General features: G+C 59.7%; 11 protein-coding genes. 6 read left to right on the top strand and 5 right to left on the bottom strand.

Annotated features, from left to right (window positions below):
* Position 1: 1 nt before the first annotated feature.
* The 3 genes from waaF to AB4O45_RS15610 form a co-directional block, all read right to left on the bottom strand.
* Positions 2 to 1,036 carry a lipopolysaccharide heptosyltransferase II gene (waaF, locus tag AB4O45_RS15620; RefSeq protein ID WP_095180992.1) on the bottom strand — a complete coding sequence of 345 codons (1,035 nt, stop codon included), beginning with the start codon at positions 1,034 to 1,036 and terminating at the stop codon, positions 2 to 4.
* A 326-nt stretch (positions 1,037 to 1,362) separates the two neighbouring features.
* Positions 1,363 to 4,302: a bifunctional [glutamate--ammonia ligase]-adenylyl-L-tyrosine phosphorylase/[glutamate--ammonia-ligase] adenylyltransferase gene (gene glnE / locus AB4O45_RS15615; RefSeq protein WP_460160276.1), complete on the bottom strand. Its 2,940-nt coding sequence runs from the start codon at positions 4,300 to 4,302 to the stop codon at positions 1,363 to 1,365.
* Positions 4,299 to 4,424 carry a hypothetical protein gene (locus tag AB4O45_RS15610; RefSeq protein ID WP_256584330.1) on the bottom strand — a complete coding sequence of 42 codons (126 nt, stop codon included), beginning with the start codon at positions 4,422 to 4,424 and terminating at the stop codon, positions 4,299 to 4,301. The genes glnE and AB4O45_RS15610 overlap by 4 nt, the downstream gene beginning before the upstream one ends.
* 262 nt (positions 4,425 to 4,686) lie before the next feature.
* Here AB4O45_RS15610 and aceE point away from each other — a divergent pair, with 262 nt between their 5' ends.
* The 5 genes from aceE to msrA all read left to right on the top strand — a co-directional run bounded on the left by aceE (position 4,687) and on the right by msrA (position 14,804).
* Positions 4,687 to 7,332 (top strand): pyruvate dehydrogenase (acetyl-transferring), homodimeric type, encoded by a 2,646-nt coding sequence (aceE, locus tag AB4O45_RS15605; protein ID WP_024011316.1) that lies wholly within the window; start codon positions 4,687 to 4,689, stop codon positions 7,330 to 7,332.
* Positions 7,333 to 7,343: 11 nt separating this feature from the next.
* Positions 7,344 to 9,317 carry a dihydrolipoyllysine-residue acetyltransferase gene (gene aceF, locus AB4O45_RS15600; protein WP_460160275.1) on the top strand — a complete coding sequence of 658 codons (1,974 nt, stop codon included), beginning with the start codon at positions 7,344 to 7,346 and terminating at the stop codon, positions 9,315 to 9,317.
* Between the two features lie 277 nt (positions 9,318 to 9,594).
* Positions 9,595 to 10,992, top strand: coding sequence for an alkaline phosphatase D family protein (locus AB4O45_RS15595; RefSeq protein ID WP_460160274.1), 1,398 nt, complete (start codon positions 9,595 to 9,597; stop codon positions 10,990 to 10,992).
* A gap of 254 nt (positions 10,993 to 11,246) precedes the next feature.
* Entirely contained in the window at positions 11,247 to 13,943 is a 2,697-nt protein-coding gene (locus tag AB4O45_RS15590; RefSeq protein WP_460160273.1) for a putative bifunctional diguanylate cyclase/phosphodiesterase, read from the top strand.
* 195 nt (positions 13,944 to 14,138) lie between these two features.
* On the top strand, positions 14,139 to 14,804 hold the full coding sequence (gene msrA, locus AB4O45_RS15585) for a peptide-methionine (S)-S-oxide reductase MsrA (protein ID WP_460160272.1): 666 nt from the start codon (positions 14,139 to 14,141) through the stop codon (positions 14,802 to 14,804).
* 124 nt (positions 14,805 to 14,928) lie between these two features.
* Here msrA and AB4O45_RS15580 read toward each other — a convergent pair whose 3' ends face one another.
* On the bottom strand, positions 14,929 to 15,768 hold the full coding sequence (locus AB4O45_RS15580; RefSeq protein ID WP_016772007.1) for a 23S rRNA (adenine(2030)-N(6))-methyltransferase RlmJ: 840 nt from the start codon (positions 15,766 to 15,768) through the stop codon (positions 14,929 to 14,931).
* A 1,210-nt stretch (positions 15,769 to 16,978) separates the two neighbouring features.
* Here AB4O45_RS15580 and AB4O45_RS15575 point away from each other — a divergent pair.
* Positions 16,979 to 17,212, top strand: coding sequence for a S1 domain-containing protein (locus tag AB4O45_RS15575; RefSeq protein WP_150638083.1), 234 nt, complete (start codon positions 16,979 to 16,981; stop codon positions 17,210 to 17,212).
* 165 nt (positions 17,213 to 17,377) lie between these two features.
* On the opposite strand, the gene AB4O45_RS15570 is transcribed toward AB4O45_RS15575, so the two are convergent.
* Complete coding sequence (locus AB4O45_RS15570; RefSeq protein ID WP_056787448.1) at positions 17,378 to 17,698, bottom strand: hypothetical protein; 321 nt, start codon at positions 17,696 to 17,698, stop codon at positions 17,378 to 17,380.
* Positions 17,699 to 17,922 lie beyond the last annotated feature (224 nt).

The raw sequence follows: 17,922 nt of genomic DNA, 5'->3' as shown, positions 1-17,922 counted from the left end.
GTTAATGAACCTCGACCACGGAGCCCTGCAACTTCTGCAAGGCATCGTTGACCGCTTCCGGCATCAACTGACGCAGGCAGTTGTAATGGCCGAACCGGCAAGTGCGATCAAAGCACGGGCTGCATTCGATGCCCAGGCGCACGATCTCGACCTGCTCAGCCAGCGGCGGGGTGAAGCCCGGCGAGGTCGAGCCGTATACCGCGACCAGCGGACGATTCAATGCCGCAGCGACGTGCATCAGGCCGGAGTCATTGGACACAACGGAATCGGCGCAGGACAGCAGGTCAATGGCCTCGGCCAGCGAGGTGCCGCCGCTGAGGTTGACCGATTCTTCGCGCAGGCCCGGGATCAAACGTGCGCGGATATCTTCACCGACCGCGTGATCGTTTTTCGAGCCGAACAGCCACACCTGCCAGCCTTCGCGGATGCGCGCTTCGGCGACCTTGGCGTAATGCTCGGACGGCCAGCGCTTGGATTCGCCGAACTCGGCGCCGGGGCACAGGGCCAGGACCGGGCGATCAAGGCTCAGGCCGAACTTGACCAGTGCCGCCTCGCGGGTCACCGGGTCGATTTGCAGACTCGGGCGCGGGTAGGGCTTCGGCAGCTCGGCGTTGGCTTCATAGGCCAGGGCCATGAAGCGCTCGATCATCAGCGGGTAGCGTTCTTTGTCGAGAGTGCGCACGTCGTTGAGCAGGCCATAGCGGAATTCGCCGCGCCAGCCAGTGCGTTTCGGGATGCCGGCGAAAAACGGCACCAGCGCCGACTTCAGCGAGTTGGGCAGCAGGATCGCCTGATCGTACTGACCGCGCAGGGACTTGCCGATGCGTCGGCGTGTCGCCAGTTCCAGCGCGCCGTGGCCGAGCGGGAAGCTCAAGGCCTTGCGCACTTCGGGCATGCGCTCAAGGATCGGCCGGCTCCATTCGGGCGCCAGCACGTCGATTGCGCATTGCGGGTGGCGCTGCTTGAGACACTGAAACAGTGTCTGCGCCATCACCATGTCACCGACCCAACTGGGCCCAACGATCAGAATATTCATGTGGTTTCCAAAAACGAACCGGGGAGGCATTTACGCCTCCCCGCCTCGATAATTCTACAAACACTGTAGATCTACTGTGGGAGCGGGCTTGCCCGCGATGGGGTCTTCACATTCAACATTATTGTCGTCTGATACTCCGCTATCGCTGGCAAGCCAGCTCCCACAGGGTTTTGCATCTGTTTCAACATCTGCATTTCAGCGCAGATTACTGTGGGAGCGAGCTTGCTCGCGAAGGGGCCATCACATCCGACATCGGTGTCGTCTGACACTCCGCATTCGCGAGCAAGCTCGCTCCCACAGGGTATTGGGTGCTGCATAAACCGCTTTCAGCTTAGCCCCATCTCTTTCCATATCCGCAAAACCTGCCGGCGTTCGTCGGCAAACTGGTCGCCCGGTATTACCCCGGCGTCCTTCTGCAAGGCCTGCCGGTGAGCGGCGGAGCGGTAGGCCTTGTAGGCCTCGCGCAACAGACTGGCATCTTCGGCGGGCATCAGCCCTTCGTGTTCCAGCTCTTCCAGAATGCGGATGTTATCGGTCCAGCGCAGCAGCGGCGGATGGCTGTGCGACCACGCCAGGGCCGCGTATTGCACCATAAATTCAATATCGACGATACCTCCGGCGTCCTGCTTGAGGTCGAACGGCACGCCCGCGTCGAACGCATTCGCCGCCGTGCCGGCTGCGGTGCTGCGGGTGCCGAGGTTGTCGCGCATCTTGGCGCGCATCTCGCTGACTTCCTGTTGCAGTTTGGCCAGATCCCGTGGTTTGCCCAACACCTGCGCGCGGACTTTTTCAAAAGCCTGGCCAACATCCTGACTGCCCACCAGCACCCGCGCGCGCACCAAGGCCTGATGCTCCCACGTCCAGGCTTCGTTTTCCTGATAGCGGGCGAATGCGCCGAGGGAGCTCACCAACAGCCCGGAAGCGCCGGACGGTCGCAGGCGCATATCCACTTCATACAGCTGGCCGGAATTGGTCTGCGCTGTGAGCAGATGAATGATCCGCTGCCCCAGGCGCGTGAAGAACTGCGCGCCGTCGATGGATTTCGGCCCGTCGGTTTCCGCCTGCGGATCGCCGTCATGGATGAACACCAGATCCAGATCGGAACCATGCCCCAATTCGATACCGCCGACTTTGCCATAACCGACAATGATGAAGCCGGGATCGCACAGCGTACCGTCGGTGCGCAGCGGCGTGCCGTACTTGGCCACGGTCTGCCGCCAGGCCAGGGCCAGCACCTGTTCGAGAATCGCTTCGGCCAGCCAGGTCAGGTAATCGCTGACTTTCATCAACGGCAGGCTGCCGGCGATTTCCGAGGCGGCGACGCGCAAGCGGTGCGCCAGTTTGAAATGGCGCAGGGCTTCCATTTGCTGCTCGAGGTCGTCCTCGGGAATTCGCGTCAGGCGTTCGCGCAACTCGGCCGCCAGTTCCGGCGCCAGCGGCGGCTTGAACAGCCGACCCTCGTTGAGCAATTCGTCGAGCAGCAGTGGGAAGCGCGTGATCTGCTCGGCAATCCAAGGGCTCGCCGCACACAAGGTCAGCAGGCGGCGCAGCGCGCCGGGGTTTTCCGTGAGCAACACCAGATACGCCGAACGCCGCGCCACCGCTTCCACCAGCGGCAGCACGCGCTCGAGCACCAGATCGGGATTTTCATGCTCCACCGCTTGCGCAAGCAGTCGAGGAATAAAAGCATCGAGACGCTCGCGCCCCAGCCGCTGCATCGCGCGCAATTGCGGACTGCCACGCAAACCGGCCAGCGCTTTCAGGGCTTTGCCGGCATCGACGAAACCGCCCTCCTGCAACTGTCGGCACGCGGCCTCTTCGTCCTGTTCTTCCTCCCAGAGTGGCAGCCACTCACCACCGACCACCACTTCGCTTTCGCCGCCCTCTTCTTCGTCGGGATCGGCGATCACCTGGGCGAAATGCCAGGCTACGCGCCCGCGCCAGTACATCAGTTGTTCATGGAACGCCGACCAATCGGCGAAGCCCAGCATGAAGGCGATCCGCGCCTGATCCTGAGCGCTGTCGGGCAGCATCTGCGTCTGGCGGTCGGCAATCGCTTGAATGGCATGTTCGGTGTAACGCAGAAACTCGTAACCCTCGCGTAACTCACTGACCACCGCCGGCGGCAGATAGCCTTGCCCTTCCAGCGTGCTCAGCACCTTTAATAGAGGACGCTGTTGCAGGCTCAGGTCGCGGCCACCGTGGATCAATTGAAAGGCCTGAGCGATGAACTCGACCTCGCGGATGCCGCCGGAGCCGAGCTTGATGTTGTCGGCCATGCCCTTGCGTCGCACTTCCTGCTGGATCAGCTGCTTCATGGTGCGCAGCGCTTCGATCGCCGAGAAGTCCAGATAGCGCCGATAAACGAACGGCCGCAGCATATCGAGCAACTGCGCGCCGGCAACCTGATCGCCAGCCACCACCCGCGCCTTGATCATCGCGTAGCGTTCCCAGTCGCGGCCCTGATCCTGGTAATACTGCTCCAGCGCGTTGAAGCTGAGCACCAGCGCACCGGACGATCCGTATGGACGCAGGCGCATGTCGACGCGGAAAACGAAGCCGTCGACCGTCATCGGGTCGAGCGCCTTGATCAGACGCTGGCCGAGGCGGATGAAGAATTCCTGATTATCCAGCGAGCGTTTCACGCCGACGGTTTCGCCGCCTTCGGGGTAGGCGAAGATCAGGTCGATGTCGGAAGACAGATTCAGCTCGACCGCGCCGAGCTTGCCCATGCCGAGAATGACCATCTGCTGCGGCTCACCGCTGCGCCGGCCGGTGGGTGTGCCGAATTGCTCGCAATGGCGGCTGTACAGCCATTGATAAGCCTGATCGATGGTGGCGTCGGCCATGTCCGAGAGGTCACGGCAGGTCTGCACCAGATCGGCCTGACGGGTCAGGTCGCGCCAGATGATCCGCACCTGATGCCGTGCACGCTGACGGCGCAAGGCGCGGCCGACTTCGTCTTCGCTCTGCGCGCAGTTCACGGCGGCGGCGATCTGTGCGCACAGTTCGCCGGGCGCGAACGCCCGATCAAGTTCGCCGGACGCCACCAGCGACAGCAACATCAAAGGGTCACGAATGCTCTGTTCAATGACAAATTCGCTGGCGGCGCTGACGCGGGCGAATTGCGCCCAGCGCTCCGACGTCCAGTTCGACAGGCCGTGATCGTCTTCAAGGGCGGCGACGGACGTACGGAACGACTGCTCGGATCGGCTGACCAACGGCAGGAGAATGGCGGGCAGTTCGGCAAGCACGGGCAGGGTCATGGTCTATCCTTGATCGGCGTAATAAGGGCCGCTTGTAGTGAATGATGAAAACCCGCTACGTGAAGGACTGTCGAACAAAAGTTAGAAATAGCTGAAATTTCTTCTTCTTTGGCATCCAGCATCAAACTTTCACCTTATTCGGATGGAAATCGACCCGCCTTAACGATTATTCTCACAACGCAGTCGGAGGCCACAAGCCTTTCATCTGTAGTTTTACTACTCGTCTATACATTCGAAAGGCTGAAATGCCGGAAGATTTGTAGTAAAACTACACGCCGCCGGAACAACCTGTCGGCAATCCAAGAATTTTAAATCGTCTGCCCACAAGGCCAGTCGCAAACTCAGGCAACCGATTCTGGAAGCCTTTCCGCCCTGGAGCAAGCCATGCAAGACCTCGATCCCGTCGAAACCCAGGAATGGCTGGACGCCCTGGAATCGGTTCTCGACAAAGAAGGCGAAGACCGTGCTCACTATCTGATGACCCGTATGGGCGAACTCGCGACCCGCAGCGGCTCGCAGCTCCCTTACGCGATCACCACGCCTTACCGCAACACGATCCCCGTTACCCACGAAGCACGCATGCCTGGCGACCTGTTCATGGAACGCCGCATTCGCTCGCTGGTACGCTGGAACGCGATGGCCATGGTAATGCGCACGAACCTGCGAGATTCGGACCTGGGTGGTCACATCTCCAGCTTCGCTTCCAGTGCGACCCTGTATGACATCGGCTTCAACTATTTCTTCCAGGCCCCGACCGACGAACACGGCGGCGACCTGATCTACTTCCAGGGCCACACCTCGCCAGGCGTTTACGCCCGCGCATTCATGGAAGGCCGCATCACCGAAGACCAGATGAACAACTTCCGTCAGGAAGTCGATGGTCAAGGCCTGTCGTCCTATCCGCACCCTTGGCTGATGCCTGACTTCTGGCAGTTCCCGACCGTATCGATGGGTCTGGGTCCGATCCAGGCGATCTACCAGGCGCGCTTCATGAAGTACCTGGAGCATCGCGGTTTCATCCAGCCGGGCAAACAGAAAGTCTGGTGCTTCCTGGGCGACGGCGAGTGCGACGAGCCGGAATCCCTGGGCGCGATCTCCCTGGCCGGCCGCGAGAAGCTGGACAACCTGATCTTCGTCATCAACTGCAACCTGCAGCGCCTCGACGGCCCGGTTCGCGGCAACGGCAAGATCATCCAGGAACTCGAAGGCGTGTTCCGTGGTGCGCAGTGGAACGTGACCAAAGTCATCTGGGGCCGTTTCTGGGACCCGCTGCTGGCCAAAGACGTCGACGGCATCCTGCAACGCCGCATGGACGAAGTCATCGACGGCGAATACCAGAACTACAAAGCCAAAGACGGCGCATTCGTTCGCGAGCACTTCTTCAACACGCCTGAACTCAAGGCAATGGTTGCCGATCTGTCCGACGACGAGATCTGGAAACTCAACCGTGGCGGCCACGACCCGTACAAGGTCTACGCGGCGTACCACGAAGCGGTCAACCACAAGGAACAACCGACCGTCATCCTCGCCAAGACCATCAAGGGTTATGGCACCGGTGCCGGCGAAGCGAAAAACACTGCGCACAACACCAAGAAAGTCGACGTCGACAGCCTGAAGCTGTTCCGCGACCGCTTCGACATCCCGGTCAAGGACGAGGAGCTGGAGAACCTGCCGTTCTTCAAACCAGAGCCAAACAGCGCCGAAGCCCGCTACCTCGCCGAGCGCCGTGCCGCACTGGGCGGTTTCGTGCCACAGCGCCGCGCGCAGAGCTTCAGCGTACCGACTCCGGATCTGGACACTCTGAAAGCCATCCTCGATGGCTCGGGCGACCGTGAAATTTCCACCACCATGGCTTTCGTGCGGATCCTCGCGCAACTGGTCAAGGACAAGGAAATCGGCCCGCGCATCGTCCCGATCATCCCGGACGAAGCCCGTACCTTCGGTATGGAAGGCATGTTCCGTCAGCTGGGTATCTACTCCTCCGTCGGCCAGCTCTACGAGCCAGTCGATAAGGACCAGGTGATGTTCTACAAGGAAGACCAGAAAGGTCAGATCCTTGAAGAAGGCATCAACGAAGCAGGCGCCATGAGCTCGTTCATCGCTGCCGGTACTTCGTACTCCAGCCACAACCAGCCGATGCTGCCGTTCTACATCTTCTACTCGATGTTCGGCTTCCAGCGTATCGGCGACCTGGCCTGGGCCGCTGGCGACAGCCGTACCCGTGGCTTCCTGATCGGCGGCACCGCTGGCCGCACCACCCTGAACGGTGAAGGTCTGCAGCACGAAGACGGTCACAGCCACCTGCTGGCCGCGACCATCCCGAACTGCCGCACCTACGATCCGACCTACGGCTACGAGCTGGCGGTGATCATTCAGGACGGCATGAAGAAGATGACCGAAGAGCAACAGGACATCTTCTACTACATCACCGTGATGAACGAGTCGTACCAGCAGCCAGCCATGCCGGCCGGTGCCGAAGAAGGCATCAAGAAAGGCATGTACCTGCTCGAGGAAGACACTCGCGATGCGGCGCACCACGTTCAGCTGATGGGCTCCGGCACCATCCTGCGTGAAGTGCGTGAAGCGGCGAAGATCCTGCGTGAAGAGTTCAACATCGGCGCTGACGTCTGGAGCGTTACCAGCTTCAACGAACTGCGTCGCGACGGCCTCGCCGTAGAGCGCAGCAACCGTCTCAAGCCTGGCCAGAAGCCTAAGCTGAGCTACGTCGAAGAGTGCCTGAACGGCCGTAAAGGTCCGGTCATTGCTTCTACCGACTACATGAAGCTGTTCGCCGAGCAGATCCGTCAGTGGGTACCGTCCAAGGAATTCAAAGTCCTGGGCACCGACGGTTTCGGCCGTAGCGACAGCCGCAAGAAACTGCGTCATTTCTTCGAAGTCGACCGTCATTTCGTGGTGTTGGCAGCCCTGGAAGCATTGGCTGACCGTGGTGATATCGAACCTAAGGTTGTGGCTGAAGCCATCGCCAAGTTCGGCATCGACCCGGAAAAACGCAACCCACTGGACTGCTGAGGAGACATTTTGTGAGCGAACTCATTCGCGTACCTGACATCGGCAGCGGTGAAGGTGAAGTAATTGAACTGTTTGTGAAGGTCGGCGACCGCATCGAAGCCGACCAGAGCATCCTGACCCTGGAATCGGACAAGGCCAGCATGGAAGTGCCGGCCCCGAAAGCCGGCGTCATCAAGAGCCTGAAAGTGAAGCTGGGCGACCGTCTGAAAGAAGGCGACGAACTGCTTGAGCTGGAAGTCGAGGGCGCTGCCGAAGCGGCCCCTGCTCCTGCCGCTGCTCCTGCCAAAGCCGAAGAGAAACCGGCTGCGACACCTGCTGCTGCCGCGCCTGCCGCTGCTCCTGCTGCCGCTTCGGTACAGCAAGTGCACGTGCCGGACATCGGTTCGTCGGGCAAGGCACAGATCATCGAGATTCAGGTCAAGGTCGGCGACAGCGTCGAAGCTGATCAATCGCTGATCACTCTGGAATCCGACAAGGCGAGCATGGAAATCCCGTCGCCTGCCGCTGGCGTGGTCAAGGCCATCAGCGTCAAGCTCAACGACGAAGTCGGCACTGGCGACCTGATTCTGGATCTGGAAGTGGCGGGTGCTGCGGCCCCTGCGGCTGCCGCTCCGGCCCAGGCTGCTGCACCGGCCGCTGCCGCTGCGCCTGCTCCGGCAGCCGCGCCAGCAGCACCGGTTGCCGACAGCGTTCAGGACATCCACGTTCCGGACATCGGCTCGGCTGGCAAAGCCAAGATCATCGAAGTGTTGGTCAAGGCGGGCGATACCGTTGAAGCCGACCAGTCGCTGATCACCCTGGAATCCGACAAGGCAAGCATGGAAATCCCATCACCTGCCGCTGGCGTGGTGGAAAGCGTTTCCATCAAGCTGGATGACGAAGTCGGTACCGGCGATCTGATCCTCAAGCTGAAAGTCAAAGGCGCGGCCCCTGCTGCTGCCCCGGCTCCAGCTGCCGCAGCTCCAGCTGCCGCAGCTCCGAGCGCTCCGGCACCTGCCGCTGCTGCTCCGGCTGCCGCTGCACCTGCTGCCGCCGCTCCAGCCGCCGCACCGGCCAAGCCGGGCGCGAAAGTTCACGCCGGCCCTGCCGTGCGTCAACTGGCCCGTGAGTTCGGCGTCGAGCTGAGCGCTGTTGGCGCCAGCGGTCCGCACGGTCGCATCCTCAAGGAAGACGTGCAGGTTTACGTCAAGGCGATGATGCAGAAGGCCAAGGAAGCGCCGGCCGCTGCCGGCGGCGCTACCGGTGGTGCGGGCATTCCGCCGATTCCGGTGGTCGATTTCAGCCGTTTCGGCGAAATCGAAGAAGTGCCGATGACCCGCCTGATGCAGGTCGGCGCCGCCAACCTGCACCGCAGCTGGCTGAACGTGCCACACGTGACGCAATTCGACTCGGCGGACATCACCGAGCTGGAAGCTTTCCGTGTTGCGCAGAAAGCCGTGGCCGAGAAGGCTGGCGTCAAGCTGACCATCCTGCCGCTGCTGCTCAAGACCTGCGCGCACTTGCTCAAGGAGCTGCCGGACTTCAACAGTTCGCTGGCGCCAAGCGGCAAGGCGATCATCCGCAAGAAATACGTGAACATCGGCTTCGCCGTCGACACTCCGGATGGCCTGCTGGTGCCGGTGATCAAGAACGTCGACCAGAAGAGCCTGCTGCAATTGGCAGCCGAAGCGGCTTCGCTGGCTGAGAAAGCCCGCACCAAGAAGCTGTCGTCGGACGAGATGCAAGGCGCCTGCTTCACCATTTCCAGCCTCGGCCATATTGGCGGCACCGGCTTCACGCCGATCGTCAACGCGCCGGAAGTGGCGATCCTCGGTGTTTCCAAGGCAACCATCCAGCCAGTCTGGGACGGCAAAGCCTTCCAGCCGAAGCTGATGCTGCCACTGTCGCTGTCCTACGATCACCGCGTGATCAACGGCGCTGCAGCGGCACGCTTCACTCAGCGTCTGGGCAGTCTGTTGGGCGACATCCGCACCATCCTGCTGTAACTCAAACGGCCCTCCGGCGACGGAGGGCCGCTTGCTGCACCCTTTCGAGCGCCACACGCTCGTACCTCAACCCCGTCAATTGACGGGGCTTTTTTTTGCCTGAAATAAACCGGATCGCGCCTCTTTCCTACAACCTGCGCTGACATCGGCCACAGGTCTGGTCCACTTAACGCCAATATTTTCCGCCGCTGGCCAACTAACCTCTGCTCAGGAAAGTTGCTTCAACGCGCTCCGCTTATTTAAATCTTGTTTATTAAAATCTCGAACGGAATCGATCATGTTCAAACCGACTATCGGCCCCATCGTGGGCCACGCGACAACTAACGAAGTGCGCATTTTCATGCGCGGCGAACAACAGGACAAAAAACGTGTATTTGCCGGAGTTCGCGCTCGCAAGGCCGGCACGGAAAAATGGTCGAACAGCGTATTTGCACTTTTGAACCCGGCCAATGACATGTCGGGTGTACTGGTATTGCAGGATCTCGAAGCTGATTGTGAATACGAATATCAAGCCGGCTGGTTAAGTCCGATGAATCCGGTGCATACCATCGACACGGTCATTGAGTTTCCATTGCAATGGCCGCGACAGCTCCACCGCTTTCGCACCCGCACCGCGAAAGCCAGCCAGCCTCGGGGGTTTGTCGTCGGTTCGTGCCGTTATCTGCGGATTACCGCCGGCGTCGCTTCCTTGCCGCAACTGGGCGACCGCATCTTTGGCTCGATCAATCGACTGGTCGAGAACAGTCATCTACCCGTCAGCGCGGTGATCATGACCGGAGATCAAGTGTATGTAGATGATTTGAATGTCATTGCTCCGGATCGCGAAGCCAAAGACATCCTGAAGAAATATCGAACGGCATTTTCGCAACCGAATATTCAGCGACTGATGTCCAATACATCGACTTACATGATGCTCGACGATCATGAAATAGAAGATAACTGGCCTGCCAATGCCACCGCAGCGGACGAGGACTTATATCGCAACGCCATGGCCGCTTATGAACTTTATCAAGCCAGCCACAGCCCGGTTTATGCATGTAATGAGAAGGGTCAGATAGACCGGGATACGTTGAAGCATTACTGGTATCAGTTTGGCGACAGCGATATCGCCTGGTTCGTCACCGACAGCCGCACCCGACGCAACTTGTCGAAGGATGACCGGCGCATTCTCGACATCGAGCAAGAACAGGCCCTGCTGCGATGGCTGATCCATAGCCCGGCGCGAGTGAAGTTCGTGATGACCAGCGTGATGTTCTATCCCGATCGCAAGTTCAACGGTGACGATGCCTGGAAAGCATTTCCCGAACAGCGTCTGCGCCTGCTGGAAACCATCCGCACTCACCGGATCAAGAACGTGGTGTTCGTCTCCGGCGACGTTCATGGCTCTCTGACAAGTCGCCTGTCTCACAGCGAGGACGCCGATTTCGAAGTGCACACCATCGTGTCCTCGCCGTTGCACAACAGCAAATTGCTGCCGTATGCCAAGGCTTCAACGTTTATCCTCGATCAACCGCTGGTGCGCACGGCGGCAGGGGATTATCGGCACGAGCTGACCAGTGCCGTGGTGAGTCAGGACAATTTTGCGCATGTGGTCGTCGAGGCTGATCAGATATTGGTCAATTACCATGACCGCGATGGCAAGAACTTGCAGTCGATCAGTATGAAATTGCGTTGAAACACCCAAAGATCGCAGCCTTCGGCAGCTCCTACACAAGGCGCATTACCCTGTCGGGGCTGCGTGAAGCTGCGATCTTCTGCTCATTTCAGTTGTGCACTGGAGAAATGTTCACTGCAGCCGACATATTCTTATAGCACTTGGCCTTCATCTCTCTTGTCAGTCGGTGCCGCAATGATGCAACCTTGCCGCAGCCAACAGACAAGAGGGCGAGAGCCCGGCGCATTCAGCATATTTCCAAGCGAGTTTCCTTCATGAAGAGCCAGCCCGATGCCGCCAGCCGTATGGCGGCCGAGGTAGTGACGCAGTTGCCTGTGCCCTCGCGGCTCGGCATGCTGCGTTTCGAGCGCTTGAATGAAGCGAGTTGGGCAATGCTGTTCCTCGATCCCAACTGCGAACGCCAGTTTGGCCAGCCGGCCGTCGAGCTCTGCGCGCTGGTCGGCTCGCCTTACGCCAGCCTGATGGAGCCCGAGGCGCGCTATCAACTGCACGATGCGATTCAGCAGCAACTGAGCAAAAGCGCACATTACGTGGTGCGCTACACCCTGCACACCGCCGCCGGCGCGTTGAACATCCTCGAGCTGGGCGAAGCCTACAAACAGCACAACCGGCACTTGCTGCGCGGCTACCTGCTGGCGGTCGACGAGGTGTTCGACGAAGCCCAGGCGCTGCCTTCGGTGGATCTGGAAACCCAGAACTCGCGCCTGCAAATCGCCCTTGAGCTGAACCAGCGTGCCCAGCAGGAACAACTGCAGCATCTGGAGCGCGTGCGTGCCCAGCAGGATCTGATTCTGCTGCTCGCACGCCAGCGCTACAGCACGCACAACTCGCTGCAGGAAGCCGCTGAACTGATCACCCGCTGCGCCTGCGATATCTACGAGATCGACTGCGCCAGCCTGTGGAACCTCGAAGGCCAGCGCTTGCTGCCGATCTCCGCTTACCATCGCGCGACCCAGGAATACATCCTGCCGGAGCCGATCGATATCAGCGGCTTCCCTGACTACATGGAAGCCCTGCACAGCAGCCGCGCCATCGATGCCCACAACGCCATGCACGACCCGCGCACCCGCGAGATGGCCGAGGCGATGCGTCCGCGTGACGTCAACGCCATGCTCGATGCCAGCATTCGCGTCGACGGCCAGGTTGTCGGCGTGTTGTGCCTGGAACAGACCGGCGTCACCCGTGCCTGGCAGTCCGACGAAATCGCCTTTGCCGGCGAACTGGCCGACCAGTTCGCACAAGTGATCAACAACCATAACCGACGCACTGCCACCAGCGCCCTGCACCTGTTTCAGCGCGCGGTCGAGCAAAGCGCCAACGCCTTCTTGCTGGTCAACTGCGACGGCGTGGTCGAGTACGTCAACCCGAGCTTCACCGCGATCACCCAGTACACAACCGAGGAGGTCCACGGTCAGCGCTTGTCGGAATTGCCGGCGCTGGAAAATCTCAGCGAACTGCTGTTCGACGCACCTTCGGCGCTGGCCCAGAGCAACAGCTGGCAGGGCGAATTCAAGAGCCGACGCAAGAACCTCGAACCGTACTGGGGCCAGCTGTCGATCTCCAAGGTCTATGGCGATAACCGTGAGCTGACGCATTACATCGGCATCTACGAAGACATCACCCAGACCAAATTGGCCCAGCAACGCATCGAGCGCCTGGCCTACACCGACAACCTGACCAACCTCGGCAACCGTCCGGCATTCATCCGCAATCTCGATGAGCGCTTCGCCCGCGACAGCGATACGCCGATCAGCCTGTTGCTGGTGGACATCGACAACTTCAAGCGGATCAACGACAGCCTCGGCCACCAGACCGGCGACAAACTGTTGATAAGTCTCGCCCGGCGCCTGCGCAACAGCCTCAGCCCGAGTGGCAGTCTGGCGCGTTTTGCCAGTAACGAGTTCGCCGTGTTGCTCGACGACACCGATCTTGAAGCCGGGCAGCAGATCGCCAGTCAGTTGCTGATGACCCTCGACAAGCCGATGTTCGTCGACAACCAGCTTATCAGCGTCACCGGCTCCGTCGGTCTGGCCTGCGCGCCGCTGCACGGGCGCGATCCGCAAACCCTGATGCGCAACGCCGGTCTGGCACTGCACAAGGCCAAGGCCAACGGCAAACACCAGTTGCAGGTGTTCACTGAGGCGCTGAACGCCGAGGCCAGTTACAAACTGTTCGTCGAGAACAACCTGCGCCGCGCCCTGACGCAGAACGAGCTGGACGTGTTCTACCAGCCGAAACTGTGCCTGCGCAGCGGTCGTCTGCTGGGGATGGAAGCGCTGTTGCGCTGGAACCACCCGGAGCGCGGCATGATTCGCCCGGATCAGTTCATCAGCGTCGCCGAGGAAACCGGCCTGATCATTCCGATCGGCAAGTGGATCGCGCGTCAGGCGTGCCGCATGAGCAAATCCTTGACCGCTGCCGGCCTGGGCAATCTGCAGGTGGCAATCAATCTGTCACCGAAACAGTTCTCTGATCCGGATCTGGTCGCCTCGATCGCCAACATCCTCAGGGAAGAAGCGCTGCCGGCCAATCTGCTCGAACTCGAGCTGACCGAAGGCCTGCTGCTGGAAGCCACCGAAGACACGCATTTGCAACTCGACCAGCTCAAGCGCCTGGGCCTGACCCTGGCCATGGATGACTTCGGCACCGGGTACTCGTCGCTGAGCTATCTGAAGAAATTCCCGATCGACATCATCAAGATCGATCGCAGCTTCATCCACGAAATCCCCGACAACCAGGACGATATGGAAATCACCTCGGCGGTGATCGCCATGGCCCACAACCTGAAACTCAAGGTTGTGGCTGAAGGCATCGAAACCGCCGAGCAACTGGCCTTCCTGCGTCGACACCGTTGCGACGTCGGCCAGGGTTATCTGTTCGACCGACCGATTCCAGGCGGCGAGCTGATCCAGGCTCTCAAGCGCTATCCGCGCGGCCCGCTCTGCCTCTAACCTCGGCTTCTATGAAGATCCCTTGTGGGAGCGAGCCTGCTCGCGAAGGCGATAAAACCGTCGACATCTTCGTCGCCTGACACCCCGCTTTCGCGAGCAGGCTCGCTCCCACAGTTTTGATAGTGCGAATTCCGGCATCATTCGGCACACTGGCGGTCTGACTTTTTACCTCCAACCTGACTGAGAGGAACGCTCATGGTTCTGCGCTCGGAAATTCTGGTGAACAAAAACGTGCTTCCAACCAAAGAACAAGCCCTGCCCGGCCGCGAAACCGCGATGACCCTGCCGGAAAAACACTTTGTCTTCGAAGACACCCCGCTGCTCGGTCCATTCTTTCAGGACGTCGACTTTGCGATTTTCGGTCTGGGTTGCTTCTGGGGCGCGGAACGACGTTTCTGGCAGCGCGAAGGTGTGGTCAGCACCGTGGTCGGTTACGCCGGCGGCTTCACGCCGAACCCGACGTACGAAGAAGTCTGCTCGGGCCTGACCGGCCACGCCGAAGTGGTATTGGTGGTGTATGACAAGGCCCAAGTCAGCTATGAAGAGCTGCTGGCGATGTTCTGGGAACTGCACAACCCGACTCAGGGTATGCGTCAGGGCAACGACATCGGCACCCAGTACCGCTCGGTGATCTACGCGACCTCGCCTGAGCATCTGGACGCGGCGCTGAAGAGCAAGGCTGTGTATCAGGCGGAACTGTCGAAGGCGGGTCTGGGCGAAATCAGCACCGAGATCGAACTGGCACCGACCGTGTACTTCGCCGAGACGTATCACCAGCAATATCTGGCGAAGAACCCTGAGGGTTATTGCGGGATTGGCGGCACCGGCGTTTGCATGCCTGCGAGCCTGGCGGGCGACTAACCCCGCCTGATCGTTCCCACGCTCTGCGTGGGAATGCAGCCCGGGACGCTCCGCGTCCTGACAGCGGACGCAGAGCGTCCATTGAGGCATTCCCACGCGGAGCGTGGGAACGATCGCTCGGCGATCAGCTCTCGGCAATCAACCAATCCATCTGCCAGCCACCCTGAGTCTGCCCCAGCTTCTTCGACAACCACGGCAGCAGCTCACGCAGTTCTTCCTCCAGCCCCCACGGCGGATTGGCGATCGCCAGCCCGGAACCGTTCAGGCTGTTCGGCGTGTCCAGCGGATGCACCAGCAGCTCCACACGCAGCAACTTCGGCGCACCGGTGCCTGCCAGGTCCTGATAGAAACGCCGCAGTGCACGCTGATCCTTCACCGGATACCAGATCGCTGCCACGGTCTGGCGCATGCGGCCGATGGCTTCTTTCATCGACGCCGCGCAACGCTGCATCTCGTCCAGTTGCTCGAACGGCGGATCGATCAGCATCACCGCGCGCTTCTCCTGCACCGGCAACATCGCCCGCGCCACGTGCCAGCCCTCGCCCAAATGGACCTTCACCCGACGATCGCCAGCCATATTGTCCTTGAGCAACACGCCATCTTCGGGATGCTTCTCGTTGAGCATCACCCGATCCTGCGGCCGCGTCAGGCGCCGCGCCAGCTCGGGCGAACCCGGGTAATAGCGCAACTGGCCATCCGGGTTCATCTCGTGCAGCACCTTCATGTAATCGGCGGTCAGCGCCGGCAGGTCCGGCTGATCCCACAACCGCGCAATGCCTTCCAGGTACTCGCCGGTGCGATTGGCCTGATCGCCCTGCAAGTCATACAGACCGATGCCGGCGTGCGTGTCGAGATAGGCAAACGGCTGCTCCTTGCGCGACATCAGAGCGATGAGGCGGGTCAAGGTCAGGTGTTTGAACACATCGGCGTGATTGCCGGCATGGAAGGCGTGACGATAATTCATGGCTGCTCCTGCGAGGGCCGCAAAGTTTACCTTTTACCGGTCGGCAAGTCAGGGGTTCGCAGCCGAGTGGACAAACGCCTTTCCCTCACCCTAACCCTCTCCCGAAGGGAGAGGGGACTTACGGTGGCGATCTTGCGAGTTACATCGACCTGAATGATCGACGTGATCTCAGGCTTGGCCAAACGAAGTTCACCGCTGAAGTCGCAGGTCGGCGTACAACACCAAGACAACTCGGTCAGTCCCCTCTCCCTCTGGGAGAGGGCTAGGGTGAGGGGCTTTGCTTTTATGGCGTTAAACTGGCTAACCATCAACGACAGGAAGTCAAAAATTCATGCGATATCTGATCATCTGTTTACTCGGCCTTCTTAGTCCATACCTCGCCCTTGCCGACGAAACCCACATTGAACAGGCACGCCAGACACTAAAGAACTACGGGCTGAGCCAACTGCATCCCGGCGCCATTCAATGAGCAATCAGCCCAGAGAAAAGACATTGCACTATCCGCCAATGCCTACTCATCCATGGGCAACGGCCTGCATTCCATCCAGCATAATGAAGACACGCTGCAAGTGCTGCACGATCGTTATAAAACAACCAGAAACTATGTGTATGCGGCATCTGAGCAGACACCGTCGATCAGCAAACACTCGAAAAGCCATTTCGTTTTTTATGGGTGCCTGGAGGTCTCAAGTCAGAGGCTTTCGACAGTTTTATCAAGACCCAGGATCGGCACATCGCAGACTGACTGCTGAACCCTAAACGTCAAAAGATCGCAGCCTTCGGCAGCTACTACAGATGATCCCGTGTAGGAGCTGACGAAGGCTGCGATCTTTTGATTTTGCTTCTGAACAGTTCAGGCAGGCATGGCGCCCAGACGTCGCCCGATGACGTCGAGCAAGGGGATGGCGCAGAATTTGGCGAAGTCGCTGAGGATCATCGAGTCACCTTGATCGAACGGCGCATGCATATATTCTCCAGCACCAGGAGCACGGCGCAAAGTGGGGGGTAGTTGAAGGCCATATCAGGAAATCGGAGATGAGGAATTTTACGGAGCTGCACAAAGGTCGAATTTGGATAGACGGTAGTATTTAATGCAATTACCTGTCAGATCTGACAGTGGCGTTATCGGTAGCTACTGATCCATAGTCTGAACGACGCGAAAATCAATCGATCGCCCTGATTCTAGACTACGACTGGAAGGAGATTGGAAATGGCAAAAATTACTGTAAATACATCGGGCAATGGCACCGTGATTAGCGCCTATACCAGTGGTGCAGGCGGGCCGTACCCAACATACTCAATAACGGTGAAACCCGATGACAACAGTGGAGACCTGAGCGTAAGCACTCCGGGCGATCCCCGCCTGAAAGTTGGTGACAAGGTCAGCTTTACCATTAGCGACGGCGCTGCTGGCAGACTTCTGGGAAATGTGACAAAGATATAAAAAAAGTAACCCTGATAAAAAATTCTGTTTACCGCTTCAATAAGGTTGGCTTCGCAGCCTAAAACAACGCCGTGACTTGCTCTTCAACGACAAAAGATCGCAGTCTTCGGCAGCCCCTACATGGGATAGGCGTCCACTCTGCCGAAGGCTGCGATCTTCTGATCTTCAGGCGGGCATGCTGCGCAAGCGTCTGCCGATGACATCGAGCACATCACAGCCATCGCGCAATGGGATGGCGCACAGCAGGGCGAAGTCGCTGAGGATCACGGAGTCGCATTCGATCGAGCCGCGCATGCACATGTTTTCCAGGACCTGGACCACGGCGCGGATGCGATGGTTGGCGGCGTCCATGAGGATGTCGAGGGGCACGTGGGTGTCGACGAACAGGCTGGGCATGTCGCTGCAATTGCCGGTGAGGGCCATGAAGCGGTTGTCGGGGTGAGGAGTGATTTTTTCGTAGGGTGAATCAGTATGCATATTGGTCATTTTCCGGGTCCCATGATTGATAAACGTGAGCCGCCATCACACCTTCCTACGGGTTAGGGTGGCAGCTGTGCGCGGGAGTAGGAACCGAGCAATCATGGACCTCGGCCACGCCGAAGCGTGCCCCACGCACAGCCGCCGCGAACGATCTTACGGACTTGAACCAAGTGCCGCAAAAAGCCAACGAACTGTAACGTCATGAATGCGGGAATCCTTCACCCTGCCAC

The organism is Pseudomonas sp. S2_B10 (assembly GCF_054668425.1).
The sequence above is the reverse complement of the archived record's forward strand: the minus strand, read 5'-3'. Positions and strand labels throughout refer to the sequence as shown.

Excerpts from the sequence above, each read along its gene's own strand:
- waaF (WP_095180992.1), bottom strand. The coding sequence starts at position 1,036 with ATGAATATTCTGATCGTTGGGCCCAGTTGGGTCGGTGACATGGTGATG.
- glnE (WP_460160276.1), bottom strand. The coding sequence starts at position 4,302 with ATGACCCTGCCCGTGCTTGCCGAACTGCCCGCCATTCTCCTGCCGTTG.
- AB4O45_RS15610 (WP_256584330.1), bottom strand. The coding sequence starts at position 4,424 with ATGCTGGATGCCAAAGAAGAAGAAATTTCAGCTATTTCTAACTTTTGT.
- aceE (WP_024011316.1), top strand. The coding sequence starts at position 4,687 with ATGCAAGACCTCGATCCCGTCGAAACCCAGGAATGGCTGGACGCCCTG.
- AB4O45_RS15595 (WP_460160274.1), top strand. The coding sequence starts at position 9,595 with ATGTTCAAACCGACTATCGGCCCCATCGTGGGCCACGCGACAACTAAC.
- AB4O45_RS15590 (WP_460160273.1), top strand. The coding sequence starts at position 11,247 with ATGAAGAGCCAGCCCGATGCCGCCAGCCGTATGGCGGCCGAGGTAGTG.
- msrA (WP_460160272.1), top strand. The coding sequence starts at position 14,139 with ATGGTTCTGCGCTCGGAAATTCTGGTGAACAAAAACGTGCTTCCAACC.
- AB4O45_RS15580 (WP_016772007.1), bottom strand. The coding sequence starts at position 15,768 with ATGAATTATCGTCACGCCTTCCATGCCGGCAATCACGCCGATGTGTTC.
- AB4O45_RS15575 (WP_150638083.1), top strand. The coding sequence starts at position 16,979 with ATGGCAAAAATTACTGTAAATACATCGGGCAATGGCACCGTGATTAGC.
- AB4O45_RS15570 (WP_056787448.1), bottom strand. The coding sequence starts at position 17,698 with ATGACCAATATGCATACTGATTCACCCTACGAAAAAATCACTCCTCAC.